Source organism: Paenibacillus caseinilyticus, assembly GCF_027533645.1.
Lineage (GTDB): Bacteria > Bacillota > Bacilli > Paenibacillales > NBRC-103111 > Paenibacillus_G > Paenibacillus_G caseinilyticus.
Genome location: NZ_JAQAGY010000013.1, coordinates 175,809 through 193,624 on the forward strand (window position 1 = coordinate 175,809; position 17,816 = coordinate 193,624).

The 17,816-nt window shown below is 60.4% G+C and carries 15 protein-coding genes and 1 pseudogene; all 16 read right to left on the reverse strand.

Translation table 11 applies throughout. The annotated features are described in order from the left end of the window. Nucleotides 1-7: 7 nt before the first annotated feature. On the reverse strand, nt 8-1,198 hold the full coding sequence (locus tag O9H32_RS19680; RefSeq protein ID WP_269867832.1) for an amidohydrolase: 1,191 nt from the start codon (nt 1,196-1,198) through the stop codon (nt 8-10). Continuing rightward, on the reverse strand, nt 1,195-1,737 hold the full coding sequence (locus O9H32_RS19685) for a GNAT family N-acetyltransferase (protein ID WP_269867833.1): 543 nt from the start codon (nt 1,735-1,737) through the stop codon (nt 1,195-1,197). The genes O9H32_RS19680 and O9H32_RS19685 overlap by 4 nt, the downstream gene beginning before the upstream one ends. 23 nt (nt 1,738-1,760) lie before the next feature. Then, the gene (locus tag O9H32_RS19690) at nt 1,761-2,513 is read right to left on the reverse strand and encodes an amino acid ABC transporter ATP-binding protein (RefSeq protein ID WP_269867834.1); all 753 of its coding nucleotides are present in this window, start codon (nt 2,511-2,513) and stop codon (nt 1,761-1,763) included. Beyond that, complete coding sequence (locus O9H32_RS19695; protein ID WP_269867851.1) at nt 2,510-3,220, reverse strand: amino acid ABC transporter permease; 711 nt, start codon at nt 3,218-3,220, stop codon at nt 2,510-2,512. The genes O9H32_RS19690 and O9H32_RS19695 overlap by 4 nt, the downstream gene beginning before the upstream one ends. Further along, a complete protein-coding gene (locus tag O9H32_RS19700; protein WP_269867835.1) occupies nt 3,193-3,978 on the reverse strand; it encodes an amino acid ABC transporter permease in 786 nt (261 codons plus the stop codon). Before O9H32_RS19700 ends, O9H32_RS19695 begins: the two co-directional genes overlap by 28 nt. 15 nt (nt 3,979-3,993) lie before the next feature. Then, on the reverse strand, nt 3,994-4,836 hold the full coding sequence (locus O9H32_RS19705) for a transporter substrate-binding domain-containing protein (RefSeq protein WP_269867836.1): 843 nt from the start codon (nt 4,834-4,836) through the stop codon (nt 3,994-3,996). Nucleotides 4,837-5,250: 414 nt separating this feature from the next. After that, nucleotides 5,251-5,739, reverse strand: a complete 489-nt coding sequence (locus O9H32_RS19710; protein ID WP_269867837.1) for a DinB family protein — start codon at nt 5,737-5,739, stop codon at nt 5,251-5,253. Nucleotides 5,740-5,815: 76 nt separating this feature from the next. Next, nucleotides 5,816-7,885: a dipeptide ABC transporter ATP-binding protein gene (locus O9H32_RS19715; RefSeq protein WP_269867838.1), complete on the reverse strand. Its 2,070-nt coding sequence runs from the start codon at nt 7,883-7,885 to the stop codon at nt 5,816-5,818. Beyond that, nucleotides 7,882-8,805, reverse strand: a complete 924-nt coding sequence (locus O9H32_RS19720) for an ABC transporter permease (protein ID WP_269867839.1) — start codon at nt 8,803-8,805, stop codon at nt 7,882-7,884. Before O9H32_RS19720 ends, O9H32_RS19715 begins: the two co-directional genes overlap by 4 nt. A gap of 34 nt (nt 8,806-8,839) precedes the next feature. Then, nucleotides 8,840-9,766, reverse strand: coding sequence for an ABC transporter permease (locus O9H32_RS19725; protein WP_269867840.1), 927 nt, complete (start codon nt 9,764-9,766; stop codon nt 8,840-8,842). Between the two features lie 18 nt (nt 9,767-9,784). Then, nucleotides 9,785-11,437 (reverse strand): ABC transporter substrate-binding protein, encoded by a 1,653-nt coding sequence (locus tag O9H32_RS19730; RefSeq protein WP_269867841.1) that lies wholly within the window; start codon nt 11,435-11,437, stop codon nt 9,785-9,787. A gap of 31 nt (nt 11,438-11,468) precedes the next feature. Next, the gene (locus O9H32_RS19735; RefSeq protein WP_269867842.1) at nt 11,469-12,857 is read right to left on the reverse strand and encodes an LLM class flavin-dependent oxidoreductase; all 1,389 of its coding nucleotides are present in this window, start codon (nt 12,855-12,857) and stop codon (nt 11,469-11,471) included. A 21-nt stretch (nt 12,858-12,878) separates the two neighbouring features. Next, on the reverse strand, nt 12,879-13,910 hold the full coding sequence (locus O9H32_RS19740) for an LLM class flavin-dependent oxidoreductase (protein ID WP_269867843.1): 1,032 nt from the start codon (nt 13,908-13,910) through the stop codon (nt 12,879-12,881). Between the two features lie 151 nt (nt 13,911-14,061). Then, complete coding sequence (locus O9H32_RS19745) at nt 14,062-14,955, reverse strand: LysR family transcriptional regulator (protein ID WP_269867844.1); 894 nt, start codon at nt 14,953-14,955, stop codon at nt 14,062-14,064. A 334-nt stretch (nt 14,956-15,289) separates the two neighbouring features. Further along, entirely contained in the window at nt 15,290-16,558 is a 1,269-nt protein-coding gene (gene lepB, locus O9H32_RS19750) for a signal peptidase I (protein WP_269867845.1), read from the reverse strand. Between the two features lie 419 nt (nt 16,559-16,977). Then, nucleotides 16,978-17,691 (reverse strand): annotated as a pseudogene (locus O9H32_RS19755) (aminotransferase class I/II-fold pyridoxal phosphate-dependent enzyme); the annotation flags it as partial. Between the last annotated feature and the right edge of the window lie 125 nt (nt 17,692-17,816).

The following is a 17,816-nucleotide window of genomic DNA, read 5'->3' on the forward strand; positions in this document are numbered from 1 at the left end:
ACTCCTCCTATTCCGTTCGGACTAACGGCGGCACTTGTGCCCCGAGCCGCTCCAGCGCCGTAAGCGCCGTGAGGGCGAACAGAGCGGCCGCCGGGGCCAGCGCTTCTTCGCTGACGGTAAATTTCGGATGATGCCACTGTTCTCCGCCGGCCGTACCCAGCCATACGAAGCAGCCCGGAACCTCGCGCTGGTAATACGCGAAGTCCTCCCCGCCGGACGAGCGTTCCGCCTTCGTTATCTGCAGCGACAGCGCTTCGGCCGCGGTTCTGACGAGGTCCACGGCGCCCGGATCGTTATCCACGAAGGGGATGCCCGCGAACCAGGACACCTCGGCCTCCGCTCCGTACCCGGCCGCAATGCCGGCTGCGATGCGTTCGAGCAGCTTGGGCATCTGCGCGCGGACCCCCGCGTCGAACGTGCGGATCGTGCCGTCCAGGACCGCCTCGTCCGGGATGACATTCCACGTCGTGCCCGCCTGGAAGCTGCAGACGCTGAGCACCGCGCTCTGGTGCGGCGAGATGCTGCGGCTGACCGCGGTCTGCAGGCCGCCGACGACGGCGCTGGCCGCCACGATCGGATCGATCGCCGCGTCAGGGATCGCGGCATGCCCGCCTTTGCCGCGGATGCGGATCTTGAAGCCGTCGACGCTGGCCATCAAGGGCCCTGCCGTCAGCCCGATCGTTCCCACGGGCAGCTCGGGCTTGTTGTGCATGCCGAAGATGGCCTGCACGCCCTCCAGCGCTCCGGCGCGGATCAAGGCCTTGGCGCCGGTGCCCTTCTCCTCTCCCGGCTGGAAGAGCAGCCGGACCGTGCCCCGGAACCGGCCGGCCCGCCGCTTCAGCAGCTTGGCGGCGCCCAGGATCGCGGCCGTGTGGAAGTCATGCCCGCAGGCATGCATGCGCCCGGGGATCTCGGAAGCGAACGGGAGCCCCGTCTCTTCCGTAATCGGCAGGGCGTCGATATCCGCCCGCAGCGCGACCAGGGGCCCGGGCTCGCCGCCGTCGATCTCGGCCAGTACGCCGACCGGAAGATCCAGCGGCAGCAGGCGGATGCCTTCCCGGGCCAGCTCCTCGCGGATGCGGCGGGTCGTCTCCACCTCCTCCATCGACAGCTCGGGACGGCGGTGCAGCTCCCGGCGCAGCGCGGTCAACTCCGGCAGCAGCTCCGCGGCTTCTCTATGAAGCTCCGCCCCGCTCATGCCGGTGTTCCTTCCCGGCGGCGCCCTGCGCTCTCCGGAGCCTCCGGAATCCCTTCCGCTTCCTCCGTCAGCCGCTTCGTCAGGAACACCAGCTTGTCGTCTGTCCCCAGATCCCGCTCGAAGAAGGGCCTGTAGCCTCTGCGTTCGTACATGGCCAGCAGCCAAGGGTGCTTCCGGGAAGTGGCCAGCGTCACGGCAGACGCCTGCAGCCCCTGCCGGATTACGGTCCCTTCCAAGTGATCGAGCAGCTTGCGGCCCAAGCCCTGCCCTTTGCGCTTCGGATCCACGGCCAACCAGTAGAGGAACGGATGCGGCGTGACTTCCTCGAGGGACTTCAAGGAGACCGTCGCGGCAATCTCCCCGTCGATTTCCAGCACATAGCAGGAGTTGTCAACGATATTGCCCCTCACCAGGTCGATATCGGCCTGTGCGGCCGTGAAAGCAATGTTCAATTCCCGGATCGTCTGGTAGGCGCCCAGGATCAGGGCCAGCAGTTCTTCCGCGTCCCCGGCGTCGGCCAGACGGTACACTTCGCTCATTGGTTTTCCCCTCCGGAATCAAGTTAGATGGCATAGCTCCACTCGGAAGAGAAGCGGCCGAGGAACTGCTTCGTACGCTCTTCCTTCGGCCGGGCGAACAGTTCGTCCGGCTTCCCTTCTTCGATAATGACACCTTCGTCCATGAAGATCACATGGCTGGCCGCATCCCGTGCGAACGCCATCTCATGCGTGACGATGATCATCGTCACCCCTTCCTTGGCAATACGGCGGATGACCGCGAGCACCTCGCCCACGAGCTCCGGATCGAGGGCGGAGGTTGGTTCGTCGAACAGGATGACCTCCGGGTTCAGCGCCAGAGCCCTCGCTATACCGACACGCTGCTGCTGCCCGCCGGAGAGGGCGCTCGGATAAGCATCCGTCTTGTGGGCGAGCCCTACCTTCTCGAGCACTTCCAGGCTGCGTCTTCTCGCTTCATCCTTGGACAGCTTCTGGACGACGACGAGGCCTTCCATGACATTCTCCAGCACCGTCTTGTGCTTGAAGAGATTGTAATGCTGGAACACCATCGCCGTTTTGCGCCGGAGCTGCAGAATGTCACTCTTCCCGGCCTGGCTGCAGTCGACTGCGAAGTCGCCGATCTGCACGTTCCCTTCATCCGGCTTTTCGAGAAAATTAATGCACCGCAGCAGCGTCGTTTTGCCCGACCCGCTTGGGCCCAGAATCGCGACGACGTCCCCCTTCTGTACGGTCAGGTCAATGCCCTGCAGCACCTGCTGCCGGCCGAACGCCTTGCGGATATTGGTCAGCTGGATCATGCGATCCCTCCCCGGTTATACAGATTGAGCCGTCTCTCGAGCAGAGCGGCGATGCCTTCCGCCAGCAGCGTCAAGCCCCAATAGATGAAGGCTGCGGCGATGAACGCTTCGAGGAACTTCAGATTGGATGTGGCGATGATGTTCGCCCGGCCGTTGATCTCCTCCAGGGAGATCGTAAAAGCGAGCGACGAGCCGTGCAGCAGGCCGACGAACTTGTGCAGCAGATTCGGCAGGCTGGCCATCAGCGCCTGGGGCAGCACGATGCGCCGCATGCCCTGCCAGCGCGTCATGCCGACGGAATAGGCTCCCTCAAGCTGACCGTGGTCCACCGATAGAATGCCGGAGCGGATCGCCTCCGACATATAGGCCCCCGAGTTCACCGAGAACGCGACGAGCACGAAGGTCATGAGCGGGATCGAGCTGGAGCGCACGCCCCACCCGTAAGAGGCGGCCAGCGTATCGAACAGCAGCGGCAGGCCGAAATAAATGATCATGATGTGCAGCAGCAGCGGCGTGCCCCGGATGAACGACACATAGAAGGACGCCAGATGGTGAATGCCTCTTACCTTGTAGATCCGGATCAAGGCGATGCCTGTGCCGATCACGAAGCCGAAGAGCAGCGGAACGATCGAGATCACCAGCGTCAAGGGCAGCGCCTTCAGAATTTCGAAGAACGCCGTTACGATGAAGAGCGGGTCAAGCTGAATCGGAATCTCCTCCTTCCGTTCTCATGGCGGGTCTTCTTGCCGGTGCGACCCGGATTCTCCGGCTCGGAGCTCTCTCGGGCCTCATGGCGCTGCAGCCTGCGCTCTGCCGCAGCGAACAGCTTCTCCAGGGTGAGGCTGACCGCGTAGTAGATGACGGCGAGCGCCATATAAATCTCCAGGTAATGATTGGTGGTCCCCAAGGTCTCCGCCCTGCCCGACATATCCATGACGCCCAGCGAGAAAGCGAGCGACGTGTCCTTCAGGGAGGAGATCACGAGATTGCCGATGTTCGGCAGCGCGATCGACAGCGCCTGCGGGAGCACGATACGCAGGAAGGCATCCCTGCCGGTCATGCCTACGGCGTAGGCCGCTTCGAGCTGGCCGCGGTCCACGCTGACAACGGCCGAACGGACGATCTCCGAGAAGAACGCGCCGATGTGCAGGCCGTAGGTCAGAATCACGAAGACGAGCGCATGCACGTTCGACAGATCGATACCCACAATCTTGAGCAACTCCGGTAGTCCGTAATACACAAGGAACAGCTGGATGAGGATAGGCGTGCCCCGCATGAACGAGACGTACACGACCGCCGCCCTGCTCAGCACAGGCACCTTGTAGAGCCGGACCAACGCCAGCGCGGAGCCGAACACGATCCCGGCGAGCAGCGAGACGAGCAGGATGAAGAGCGTCACGTGCAGGTAGGCGAGCAGCTTCGGCAGGAAGGTACCGACCAGCGTGATATCAAAAGCTTTTCCCATGGCCGCGCCCGCTTTCTATTCGGATACGGTGTAGTCTCCGCCAAGCCACTGGGTGCTCAGCTTGCCGAGGGTACCGTCCTTCTTGATGGCTTTCAGTGCCTCGTCAATCTTGGTCTTAAGCTCTGTGGCATCCTTCTGGAGGATGAAATAAACCTTCGAGTTCGAGATGGCCGGGCCGACCGTCTTCTGCTGGGCATCCGCCGACTGGTTGCGCTGGTCGACGGCGAACTGGGTGGAGATCGTCGCATCCACGCGCCCGGCCTTCAGCTGGGCGATGACATCGTTCGTACCGCCATTGCCGGAGAATACGATCTGGATCGCGTTGTTGTTCTTCTTGTTATATTCCTGCAGCAGCACGGCCGCATTGCTGGTAGCGCCGACGATCGCTTTCTTGCCCTTAAGATCGTCGATCGATTGGATATCATTGCGGTCCTTATGGACGACCACTTTATTCGGGAACACATTATACGCCTCGTCATTGAACAGGAACTTGGCCTTCCGTTCCTCATTGACCTCCATCTGGTGGGCGATGACATCGATTTTTTTGGTTTCAAGGCTGAGGAGCAGGTTCGAGAAGTCCATCGTCTTGAACTCGAACTCATATTCCGGAAGACGCTTGTCGATCTCCTTCACGAGCTCGACATCGTAGCCCGTCAGGTTCCCTTTGTCGTCGAGGAAGCAGATGTTCGGGAACTGGGTGCCGGTGCCGATAATGATCTTCTTAGGTGCCGCCGTGCCTGCCGTCTCCACCTTGGCGCTGCCTGCCGTTTCTTTGGCCGCAGGAGCCGAACCGCAGCCGGAGATGAACAGCAGTGCGGTCAATAGGGCAGGGACAAACTTCGTTTTGTGCGTAATCATTGCAATAACCCCTCCAAATGTGTATGTATAGGCGGTAATGAACGGCAAAAAGCCGCTGCTTGTTCGAACAGCGGCTTTTGGTTGGTCCAATCAGCCTCTTTAAACTTATAAATCCTATATGTATGGTTGGTATTAGGATATACAGAGTGTAGCACTGCTGCTCTCCCCCGTCAACTGTCGATAGAGCTTTTCTATTCCAGCATCGAGTCTCTCTATAGAACAGTGAATGGGGAAGCGGAAAATGGGGGAATCCGGGGATGAGGAATGCATGGCAGTAAGGTAAACGGCTTCGCCGTCCTTTAAAGGACGATGCGCATTTATAAATAAAAACCGACGAAAAAGGCTGACCGGACCGTGCCCGGTCAACCTCTCTCATGCATGCTGCCGAAAGCGCGCCAGGTCTGGGCTTCCCCGTCAGCTGGAAGGGGCAGCCTCCTGCGCGAGAGCTTGCTTGTTGCGTTCGATCTGGTCCAAATGCACGCCGACATGCTTCGAGAAGCCTTCCAGAAGCTCGGCGAGCGTCACGGTTTTGCCTCTCGGGTTCACAGCCGTCCGCAGCCAGGCTTCCGGCTCAAGCCGCTGCAGCACGGGTACATTCACGGCAAGCAAAGCCTCGTACGTTCCCAGGTGTTCCTCCAAGGACACTTCGTTGGCACGGATTACCGTCACCCACGCGTCCTGGTCGAAGGCCGGAAGCTGCGGTACGGATTCCGAGACAATCTGGCGGATACGGAAGCCGGTGACGACCAGATGATCCGTCAGATGGGATACCACTTCCTTGATGCTCCACTTCTCCGGCGCCGGCTTCCAGCTCAGCTGCTCTTCGGTCAGCCCCCTTACGCTATCCTCGATGCGGGACAGGTTTCCCGCGAAGACATTGAGATCGATGCCCGTGTGGCTCATATCCATCAGCTCCTTAGTATGATTATTGGTGTGCTCCCTGCACTTGCGCGGGGACCGGGTACTACGGCAAAGGATGTTACAGCGGAAAGTGGCAAGCGGCCGCATGATCCGGACCGATCTCCTGCCAAGGCGGTTCGGCCTCGCGGCAGATCGGCCGGGCCGCCGGGCACCGGGGATGAAACCGGCAGCCCGAAGGCGGGCTCGCCGGCGATGGGATCTCTCCCGCCAGCGGTACCATCTGGCCTCTGCGTTTCGGGTCGCCGTGCGGGATGGATGCCAGCAGCGCCGCCGTATAAGGATGCGCGGGCCGCCGGAACAGCTCCCCGCTCGGGGCGACCTCGGCCAGCCGGCCCAGGTACATCACGCCGATGCGGTCCGACATGTGGCGGACGGCCTGCAGGCCGTGGCCGATGAACAGGTAGGTGAGCCCCTCCCTCTGCTGCAGCTCCTGCAGCAGGTTCAGAATCTGGGCCTGCACCGACACATCCAGCGCCGATACCGCCTCATCGGCGAGGATGAACTTCGGCTGAAGCGCCATGGCACGGGCGATGCCGATGCGCTGGCGCTGCCCGCCGGAGAACTCGTGCGGGTACCGGGAGCTCCATTCGGGACGGAGTCCTACCGCCGACAACAGCTCCGCCACGCGTTCCTTCCGCTCCGAGCCTGCGGCGGTGCCGTGGACGGCCAGTCCCTCGCCTACGAGCTCACCCACGGTCCAGCGCGGATTCAGCGAGCCGTACGGGTCCTGGAAGATGACCTGCATCCCCCGCCGGGCCTCCCGCAGGGAAGCGGGAGACAGCTTGGCCAGGTCCCTGCCTTCGAAGAGCACCTGGCCCTCCGTCGGCTTCTCCAGCCGAAGCAGGGTCCGGCCGAGCGTCGACTTGCCGCTGCCGGACTCGCCGACCAGGCCGAAGGTCTCGCCGGCCCGGATCGTGAACGAGACGCCGTCCACGGCAAGGATCCGCCCCTTGGGCCGCCGCAGCAGCCCTCCGCCGAGAGGGTAGGCTTTGCGCAGCTCCTTGACCTCGAACAGCAGCGGCCGGGTGGCAGCGCGATCTTCCGGCGCGTCCTCACGCCCGGGCAGGACCTGCACCTCTCCGCCGGCAGGCTGCAGCCGGGCCGGCGCCGGGCCCGCCTCCGCCAGCGCCTGTTCGACCAGCCGCTCCACCTCCAGCTCTTCCGTCCGCCAGCAGGCTGTCCGGCGCCCCCCGTCGTACACCGCGAGCGGGGGATCGCTCTGCAGGCACTGGTTCACGGCGTGCGGGCAGCGCGGATGGAAGCGGCAGCCTTCAGGCAGATCCGTGAGCGCAGGGATGCTCCCTTCGATAGACGGGAGCCGGGAGCCCCTGGGGCTGTCCCCGCTGGCGACGGACGCCAGCAGTCCTTTCGTATAGGGGTGCAGCGGCTGCTCGAACAGCTCCTCCGTCCGCGCTTCCTCCACGATCCGGCCGGCATACATGACGGCGACCCGGTCCGCCATCTCTGCGGCAATGCCGAGGTCGTGCGTCACGAGAAGGATCGACATCCCGAATTCTTCCTTAAGCTCCTGCAGCAGGAGCAGAATCTGCGCCTGCACCGTCACGTCGAGGGCCGTCGTCGGCTCGTCGGCGATCAGCAGCTCGGGCCCGCACGAGAGCGCCATGGCGATCATCGCGCGCTGGAGCATGCCGCCGGAGAGCTCGCCCGGATACTGCTTCATCCGCAGCTCGGGCTCCGGAATCCCGACCCGTCCGAGCAGATGGACTCCATGCTGCCAGGCTTCCTGAGCGGACGTGTCCCCATGCTGCACGATCGCTTCCACGAGCTGCTGCCCGACCGTGAAGACCGGGTCGAAGGCGGCCATCGGCTCCTGGAAAATCATCGCGGCCCGCTTGCCGCGAACCGAGCGCATCCGCTCCTGGCTCCAAGTCGATACATCCTCTTCTCCGAACCAGATGTTGCCTTTGCTGATGAGGCCGTTCTCGAACTCGACCAGCCTCATGACCGTTTTGGAGGCCAGGGTCTTGCCGCTCCCCGACTCCCCGACCAGACACAAGGTTTCACCGGGAAGCACTTGCAGCGACAGATCGGACAGTGCGGTCACCGGCCCTTCCTCGGTCAGGAAATCTACGCTGATCCGCTCCAGCTCCAGCAGCGGTTTGGTCATGGGGACATTCTCCTTTCGTGATGGCGGGGCATGAGCTTGGGATCCAGCACGTCTCTCAGCCGGTCGCCGACCAGATTCACGGCCAGCACGAGCCCTGTGATGGCCAGCCCCGGGAAGGTCGTGATCCACCAGGCTACCGTGAGATAGCCCCGGCCCTGCGACAGCAGCGTCCCCCAGTCCGGCACCTCCTTCAAGACCCCGAGGCCGAGGAAGCTGAGCGCCGCCCCCGACAGGATGGACGAGCCTACGCCGATGGTGGCCATCACGAGCAGCGGCGTCCACGTATGCGGCAGCACGTGGCGTACGAAGATATGCCAGCCGCCGGCACCGATGGAGCGGGAAGCGGTGATGAACGGCCTGCTCTTGATGCTGAGCACCTGGCTCCGCACGACCCTGGCGTATCTCGGGACGGCGGCGATACTCACTGCGAGCACGATATTGAACAGGCTCGGGCCGAGCGCCGCCGCAACCGCCAGCGAGAGCAGCAGGCCCGGGATGGTCATGAGCACATCGATAAGCCGCATCAGCAGCGCATCCACCGCTCCCCCGACATACCCCGACAAGCTCCCGATCAGGCCGCCTAGCAGCCCCCCGATGAGGACGGAGCCGAGCCCGATCAGCAGCGAATCCCGGCTGCCGTGCACGACGAGGCTGAACACGTCCCGCCCGAAGTAGTCCGTGCCGAAGAGATGGGCCAGACCTGGCGGCTGCAGCAGCGCGTCCGTATTCATCTCCGTCGGCGCATAAGGAGCCACCCACTGCGGGACGATGGCAGACACGGCGATGAGCAGCAGAATCAGCAGGGCGCCCCGGTACAGCATCCCCGGCAGGGAGAAGCCGCGGATGGCTCTGTCTTCGGAGCTTGGGGTCGCCTCCCTCTTACCGGCCGGTACGTTCCGGGCGGCTGCCGCACTTTTCATATTCTTCTCCTCCCTTCACTTCACAGATTACGATCTATTGCGTCCGCCGTACCCTCGGATCAATCAAGGAATACGACAGATCGACCAGCAGGTTGACCGCCACATAGACGACCGCCGTAAAGAAAATCACGCCCTGCACGACCGGCAGATCCTTGGCGGTAATGGCCCCGGCCAGCAGCCGGCCGATGCCCTGCCGGGAGAAGACCGTCTCGATGACGACGGCTCCCGCCAGGAGCTCCCCGATCTGGATGCCGATGATCGTCAGTGCCGGAATGAGCGCACTGCGGAGCGCATGCCGGTACATGACGAGCCGCTCAGAGAGCCCTTTGGCCCGCAGCGTCGTGATGAACGGCTCGTTCATTACCTCGAGCATCGAGTTGCGGACCATGCGGACGATGAACCCGGAGCCGACGAGGCCGAGCGCCGCAGCCGGGAGCACGAGCGTACTCCAGCCATCCGATCCCAGGGCCGGGAACCAGTTCAGGTTCACCGAGAAGATCAGGATGAGCAGGATGCCGGACCAGAAGGTCGGCATGGAGATGCCGAGCAGCGAGATCAGGCGTGCCGCCAAGTCGATCACCCCGCCCCGGTGCACCGCCGAGAGGACGCCGAGCCAGATGCCGAGGATGACGGCGATCAGCGTGCCGGCGAAGGTTAAGGCGGCCGTCGCCGGGAACTGGGAGAGAATCTTCGGCAGGACGGGGTCGTCGCTGACGAGCGAATGGCCGAAGTCGCCCTGCAGCAGCCCGCCGGCGAAGCTGAAGAACTGCTCCAAGGCGCTGCGGTCGAGTCCGAGCTGGCGCCGCAGGTTCTCTGCCGCCTCCGGCGTAAAGGTCGTTCCCGCCAGCATCATCAGCACGGGATCGCCCGGCAGCAGGTACAGGATGAAGAATACGAGGAAGGATGCCCCCGCAATGACGAGCACGGACGAGAGCAGTCTCCGGATAACAGCGGCAGCCACAGCCTTTTCCTCCCTTCGTCAGGAACTCTTCAGCGATACGTCGTAGAACAGCGGATACCCGAGCGAATCGAACTTGAACCCGCTGACATTCTTCCCGGCGGCCACGGTATAAGGGAACACATAGACCGGGAAGCCGTAGGCGTTGTCGATCACATATTTCTGCACCTTTTTATATATCTCTTCCCGCTTCGCGGGGTCCTGCTCCCGCAGTCCTTCCTCCAGCCAGCTGTCGAGCTGCGGGTCGGATTTGTGGGTATGGTTATGCCCCCACTTGTTCGGGGTCGGAATCGCATTCGTATGGAAGAAGCTCCGCAGAATATCCGGATCGCCCGACACGTTGCTGACACCCGCCAGATCGTTGGAGCCTTTGACCATGAGGGCCGTCGTCGTATCCGAGGTGATCTCCACTTCCACCGCGATCCCCGCTTTTTTGAGCTGCTGCTGGATCATCGCCGCGATATCGTTGCGCTTCTCCCGGTTCGGCGAGCCGTCGACATAGTGGATCGTCAGCTTCTTCCCGTCCTTCTCCCGGATCCCGTCCGCCCCGCGGACCCAGCCGAGCCCGTCAAGCAGCGCATTCGCCTTGTCCGGATCGGACTTCACCGTTCCTTCGAGCTCCTTGTTGTAACCGGCTACCGACGGAGTGATCGGCGACCAAGCCCTCGGATAAGTGCCGAGATACAGCGTCTTCACGATGGCGTCCAAGTCGATGGCAAGCTGCACGGCCTTCCTCGCATCGAGCTCATTCCAGGGAGCATGATCCTGGTTCAGCATCAGCGTATACGGAATGCCGGTGGCTTCCGCCTGCAGAAGCTGCACGTTCGGATCGGTCTTCAGCGAGACGAGATTCTGGGGCGGGACCGTCTCGGCAGCGGAGACTTGGGCGCTCTGTACGCTGCCGATCCGCGTCGCTTCTTCGGGAATGATCTTGAACACGAGCTTATCGAGATAAGGGGCGCCCTTGTTCTCCGCGAGCAGCGGAGCCCACTTGTAGGCCGGGTTGCGCTCCAGTGTAATGGCCGCGTTCTCCGTCCAGCTGACGAACTTGAATGGCCCTGTGCCGACCGGATTCTTCACAAGCTGGTCCTTGTACTTCTCCGCCGCCGCCGGCGAGACGATCCCGAGGAACGCCTGGCCCAGGGAGCTGAGGAAGGCGCTGTAAGGCGACTTCAGGTGGACCTTCACCGTATGCTCGTCGATCACCTCCGAAGATTCGTACGGCCCGATCAGCGTGATCGCGAACCTCGACTTCGTGGCCGGATTGACGATGCGGTCAAAATTGTACTTGACCGCCGCCGCATTGAAGGGCGTACCGTCGTGGAAGGTCACGTCCTTGCGCAGCTTGAACGTGTAGGTCTTGCCGTCCTCCGAGACGGTCCACTCCTCGGCCAGCCAAGGCTTGATGGTCTTGTCGGGCAGCTGGACGACGAGGCTGTCGTACAGCGAACGCATGACCCGGTAATCCGCAGCGCCGGGGACGACGTTCGGATCGAGTCCGCTCGGGGTGCCCGCGAGCGCATAAGTGAAGGTGCCGCCCTGTACGGGCGCGGCCGCCGCCGGAGCGGCCCCCTGCGCGGGCTTCTGCTCGGGAGCCGCCGGTGCGCCGCAGCCGGCCAGCAGGACGAAGAGGGCCAGGGCGGCAGGGGGGAATGCGCGGAAAGATACATTCATGAGGGTTCTTCTCTCCTATCGGTCGTCGTTCTTAGGGTGCGGATACGGTCTGCGGCTGGTCCGGCACATCCTCGGACTCGGCCTTGGCCGCTTGGTTTCTTGCGGCTGTATAACGGTTCTCCGGCACCTTCAGGCCGAGGTTGCCCCGCAGGGTGTCTGCTTCGTATTCTTCACGGAAGAGACCGCGCTCCTGCAGAACAGGAACCACGAGCTCCACGAAATCCCGCAAGCCGTTCGGTACGGTGGACCCGATCATGAATCCGTCGGCCCCGCCGAGCTCGAACCACTCCTGGATCTTGCCCGCCACCTGCTCCGGCGTCCCGATAAAGCTGGTCTTGGGCGTAGCGACCTGCAGGGCGGTCTGGCGCAGGGTGAGCCCTTCTTCCTTGGCTTTCCGCTTGATCCTGTCGGTGGTGCTGCGGAAGCTGTTCGTTCCGATGGCTCCCAGATCCGGGAACGGCTCATCGAGCCCATAGACCGAGAAGTCATGGTGGTCGAAGAACCGGCCAAGGTACAGCAGCGCATCCTCTATCCGAACGAGGTCCGCCACTTCCTGGTACTTGCGCTCGGCTTCCTCCTCCGTCCGGCCGACGATCGGCCCGATGCCCGGGAAGATCAGAATGTCGTCCGGCTGCCGTCCGAACGCGGCGGCTCTCTCCTTCACATCGCGGTAGAAGGCCTGGGCTTCTTCCAGCGTATCATGTCCGGTGAACACGGCATCGGCGGTCTGGGCCGCCAGCGTTCTGCCGCTGTCCGACGAGCCGGCCTGGAATACGACCGGATGGCCTTGCTTCGAGCGGGCGATATTCAGCGGGCCTTCTACGGAGAAGTGCTTGCCTTTGTGGTTCAACCGGTGCAATTTGTCCGGGTCGAAGAAGACGCCCGTCTCTTTGTCCCTGACGAAGGCATCGTCCTCCCACGAATCCCACAAGCCCCGAACGACCTCCAGGTATTCTTCGGCGATCTCATAGCGCAGCGCGTGCTCCGGGTGCTCCTTGCGGCTGAAGTTCAGCGCGGAGCCTTCGAGCGGCGATGTGACGACGTTCCATCCGGCCCGGCCGCCCGTGATATGGTCGATCGAAGCGAACTGCCTCGCCACGGTGAACGGCTCGCTGTAGGAGGTCGACAGCGTGCCGACGACGCCGATCCGGGAGGTGACTGAACCGAGGGCGGAGAGGATCGTTACCGGCTCGAACCGGTTCAGGAAGTGCGGGATCGACTTCTCGTTAATATAGAGCCCGTCGGCGATGAACACGAGATCGAGCTTGCCTTCCTCGGCGATTCTGGCCTGCTCTTTCACAAAATCAATAGAGATACTCGCATCGGAGGGAAGCTCGGGATGCCTCCAGGTGGACATGCTGCTTCCGACTCCATGCAGCATGGCGCCCAGCTTTAATTTTCGACCCTTTGGTTGGCTCATGAGGATACCGCCTTTCGTAGTTTACGGGGTAAGTTGTTCGGCCGCCGCAGTGAGCGGCCTAGCGAATGCTTCTTGCAGGAGCTCCACCGTCCGGAAGCGTGCTTCGAACGTCCGGTTGTACGGCGTAAGGATGATCTCTTCGAGTCCGTGACGCTCCGCGGCCTGGATCAGCTTGCCCCGGACCGTATCCGGCGAGCCGTGGATAATCTGGGCCTGCTTCACGTCGATGGTGAATTTCTCCCCGGACTGCCGGCCAAAATCTTCGGCGCTCTCCACGGTCTTCACGGTTACTTTTCTGCCGCTCGCAAGGTGAACTTTGATCACCTTGGCATCTGCGGCAAGCTGCGACGCTTCCTCGTCCGTATCCGCGATGAGGACCGAGGAGGCCAGCAGCGGTTTGACCTCCGGGCGCTGCCCAAGGTGCTGCCGGTAAGCGGCGAAGGTAGCCGCCGCTCCTTCCGGGTCTCCGCTGATGAACTCCGCGTAGACGTAAGGGATGCCGAGCCGACCCGCGAGCGCAGCGCTGTCGGTCCCCGCGCCGAGCAGGAAGAGCTCGGCCGGCTGCGCCGCTACCGGAGCGGCCCGGACGCCGTAGAGCTCGTGTCCGGGCTCCGTCACCCCCAGCACATACTTCTGCAGGGCCTCCAGCTTGTCGTCCAGCGGCACCTGGCCTCCGCCTGTTCCGTACTGCAGCGCCTTGGTCGACTGCGGGAGCCCGCCGGGTGCCCTGCCTATGCCGAGGTCGACGCGTCCCGGTGCGAGGGACGCCAGCACGCCGAAGTTCTCGGCTACCTTGTAAGGGCTGTAGTGCTGCAGCATGACCCCGCCGGAACCGATGCGGATCTTCTCCGTCTTCGCCAGCAGGTAGGAGATCAGCACCTCCGGCGAAGAGCCCGCGAGCTCCTTGGAGTCATGGTGCTCCGACACCCAGAACCGGTGGAACCCGAGCTCCTCCGCCCTCCGGGCAAGCTTTAGCGTGTGCCTGAACGCCTCTTCCGGCGTCTCCCCTTCAGCAATCGGACTTTGATCCAGTAAGCTTAACAGCAGCCCCATTCCCATCTCTCCCCTGATCGAATCCATTTTTCCGCCGACCATTTTATTAATTCCAATATGTATAGTCGGATTAATACTTCGCTTACTGTACCACCGGCCGCCGTTCCCGACAACAATGGATCGAATTGTTCGATGCTTCCATAGATTTGTTCTATTCAGAGCGGGGCAACAGATCCACACCCCGGATGACATCGAGGAACAATTGACCGAGCTCCGTCCCCTGCCCTTTCAGCGAAAGGAGATGGGTGCGCAGCGACAAGCCGGACAGCTGCGGCATATCCAGCGGGTGCAGCAGCCCTTCCCGGATTTCCTTGCGTACGGACAGCTCTGGAAGGAACGAGATGCCCATCCCCCCTGCGACGAGCTTCTTCGCGGTCTCGAGATTATCGATCTGCATCTCGATGCGGGGCGGATAGTCGAGCGTCTGGAACAGCCGGTGGATCCGGTTCCAGTCCAGCGAGCCGCATTCGAAGAACACGATGGGCTCCCGCCCCACTTCTTCCATGGTCAGGCTCTGTTTGCCGGCGAACGGATGGCTCCGGTGGACGAACAACCGGATCGGATCCTCGTAATACGGCTCGGACTCGATCCCCGGATGCGACATGCTGCGTGTAAGACCGATGTCGAGCTCCTTGCTGAGCATCTTCTCGAGGATCGTTTCGCTCGGAGCGGTGAGCAGCTTGATCCGGATGTGTCTGTGCTTGCGCTTGAACACCGGCAGCACCTCGGGAAGGATATAATTGGCGCCCGACAGCGTGCAGCCGATTCTCAGTTCATCGACCTGCATCTCCGTAATCTGCAGCTGCTGCCGGCCGGCCTTGTAGGTTTTGAGAATATTCTGCGCATACGGAAGGAACTGCTTGCCTTTCTCCGTCAGGGTGAAATGCCGTCCTTCCCGCTCGAACAGCCTGACATCGAGCTCGCGCTCAAGCGACTGGATCCGTGCGGAGATCGACGGCTGGGACACATAGAGGGCTTCCGCCGCTTTGTTGAAGCTGTTGAAGTGGACGATATACACGAACGCTTCGATATTTTCTATATTCATGGACCCTTCCCCCTCTGTTCCGCAAGCAAAAAGAAGACGCCGCCTTCCCTGTCAAAGGAAAGAATGCGTCTCCAGTGGGCTGGTAGACCTTCTTTGGTGTATGGAGACCGGCGCAATACGTTGACCGCAACTGACGGCTGAGCCGATCCCCAGTGTACCAGCCGCATCTTTTATAATTCTTATCGGATTAGTATGATATAGAATATAGCACCGCCTTCGCTTCCTGTCAAAACCTTTTTGGAAAGGCGTAAACCAGGGCGAACCGGCGACTATAACCAATCGCAATACAAATAAGGGCTGCTCATGAAACGAGCGCCCTTTTTCGTCCGACCTCTTATTGATCCACATTTTGATCCACATGCTCCACATGAATGATTTTTCCGAGAATCATATTGTCTTGAACAAGACCAAGACCCGTACGGCTGTCGAAGCTATTGTTGTAATTTTCCCCTATTACATAATACTGTCCGGCTCCCAATGTGAGATCCTCTTGACTCGAATTGTTGCCAGGGAACATGAAGTCCTTTGATTGGGTACCATTAATGAAAAGATACTCTCCCTCAATGCGGATTGTCTCTCCAGGTAAGCCAACAATTCGCTTATAGTAAAGTCTGTCGGCAATCGGTTCAAAGAGGACAAAATCCCCCCGGGCTACCGCATGTGTCTCATAGCCTTGTTTATCGATCCATAATCGGTCCCCATCAAATACGGTTGGCTCCATGGAAGTCCCCCCAGCGTAACGTCTAACAAAACGATCAGACCGGGGTATAGACGACTCGGACTCCAGGATTGTTCGAATCTCCTCCAGTGCTTCTCGATCTTGAGGCGTTTCCGCCTTTTTGAGATCCTTGCCTACGGTGGCCAGGAGGGTATCCCCCCAATCATCCACTTTTAGCGGGTCAGCCCCGTACTGGATTAACAACTTAACAACTTCCGGATTTTTATAGTGTATTGCCATATCGATTTGCTCAATACCGAGGGGATGAATCATATCAGGTATAGCTCCATGTTCCAACAGCAGCTTAACCATGGGGATATCGCTAAGATAAACTGCCACACCTAAACTAGAACTGTGATCGTTCTTTGATGAAAAGTTTGGGCTCGCCCCGCTCTCAAGCAGCTTTTTTGCACCCTCCAGATTCTGATGGATCACTTCTTCATACACAAGATAACTCCGATCCGTCGGGATGATGACCACATGATGCGTCTTTGGATCCCAGGTCACTTCCCCACCCGTGCTCTCTCCAAGAAAGCGAATCGGCACAAAGGCAGCTCCATTGCTGATGCGGGGTGCAACCGGCAGTTCAGTAGGTTCCCCATTTACGTACACCGTTTCGTTATCCATTTGCAGTACAATCTTGGTGTTTGGCTTCGTTCCAATGACCGATCGGCTTGCTTCATCCCACTGGACCTTGAAGCCAAGCTCCTCAAACGAGGGCCGGAACTGGACCAGCGTTGTGCCCTCGTCGAGAATCGGCAGTTGATCGTAGATCACCTGAAAATCATTAACAAAGACCCGGACTGGCTCTTCCGCGCGCGCCGCGGGGGTGAAGACCGTGCTTAAAAGTATGAATGAGGCAAGTATGCAATTACGAAATTTCAAGATAGGACCCCCGTTTTGTTTTTAACTCTGTAGTGCAGTAGTACTGCTTCTAGTTTCTCGAGATGATGCTCCTCTAAGGCTTCAGCAACCGTAAGAATATCGGCCAGCGCATCCACATGCTCTGCGCTAAAACCAAGCTGTTTTTCAACTCATGCTTCTTTTCCCCTGTGTAATGCAAATAGGTCTTCCATTTCAGCCATGGCAATAATCTTATGCGCCTACGGAGCAGGATCGTCAAGAAAGGCCTCACCTTTCTACGTAAGATTGACCTTTCGAATACATCCTTGTGTCTCTATATCTAATTATACATGATAGCGAATAGCCGAGTAGGTCAAATTCACTATATGTTTGTTGATGAAAAAGTAGTAATTATCCCGATTATTGCCTAAACAAGAAAAACCTGTGCAAAATAACACAGGCTAAGTTACTCTATTTTGGGTAGTATGAAGACAGCTTAGCTTACTGGCCCTCTTCGTCTCCTCGACGATCGCCTTTACCCCCTCCTCGATCTTCTCCGGGGACACCCGCGAGATGCTGATCCTCAGAAACTTCTCCCGCTCCAGGCAATCCGATAAATAAAACCGGCTGCCGGTCACTACACTGACATGTCTTGCGGCAAGCCGCTTCGTCAGCTGCTCCAGATTGACCGTCCGGGGCAGCTTTAACTGCACATAAATACCTGAACGCACATCCGAGCGTTCCAGCAGGCCCGCATCCTTATGCCGGTCCACGGACTCATTGAGTCTGTGAATCCTCGCTGTATATTGGCTGGATATTCGGCTTTTGTGCCGCTCGTACATGCCGTTGTTGATGTAGACCTCGAGTGCCGCCTGGGACAACAGCGAGGTGTCCGAATTGGTGCGGGCGAGGAACGTCTCCAGCAATCCTTCCGGCAGTACGGCCGCGCCGAGCCGCAAGCCCGGAAAGATGATTTTGGAGAAACTCTTCAAGTATACGACATGCGACGTCCGGTTGTACGCGTAGACGGGATCAAACCCCCGTTCTTCGCCCAGGTCGGCCATGTAGTCGTCCTCTACGATATACACGTTGTATTTGCTGGCCAGACGGGCGATCGCTTTCCTCGTATCCGCGCTGTACGAGGTGCCCAGCGGATTATGGTATCTCGGCATCGTATCACTAGCGTTGCATAAACTTAACCCTATTAAAAAGACGGAATATTCAGAATTAAGTTTTCGGCTCTTACTGCCAAAAGGACTAGATCTCCTCAAGGGTAGCTCTGTCCAATTGGTAAATTATT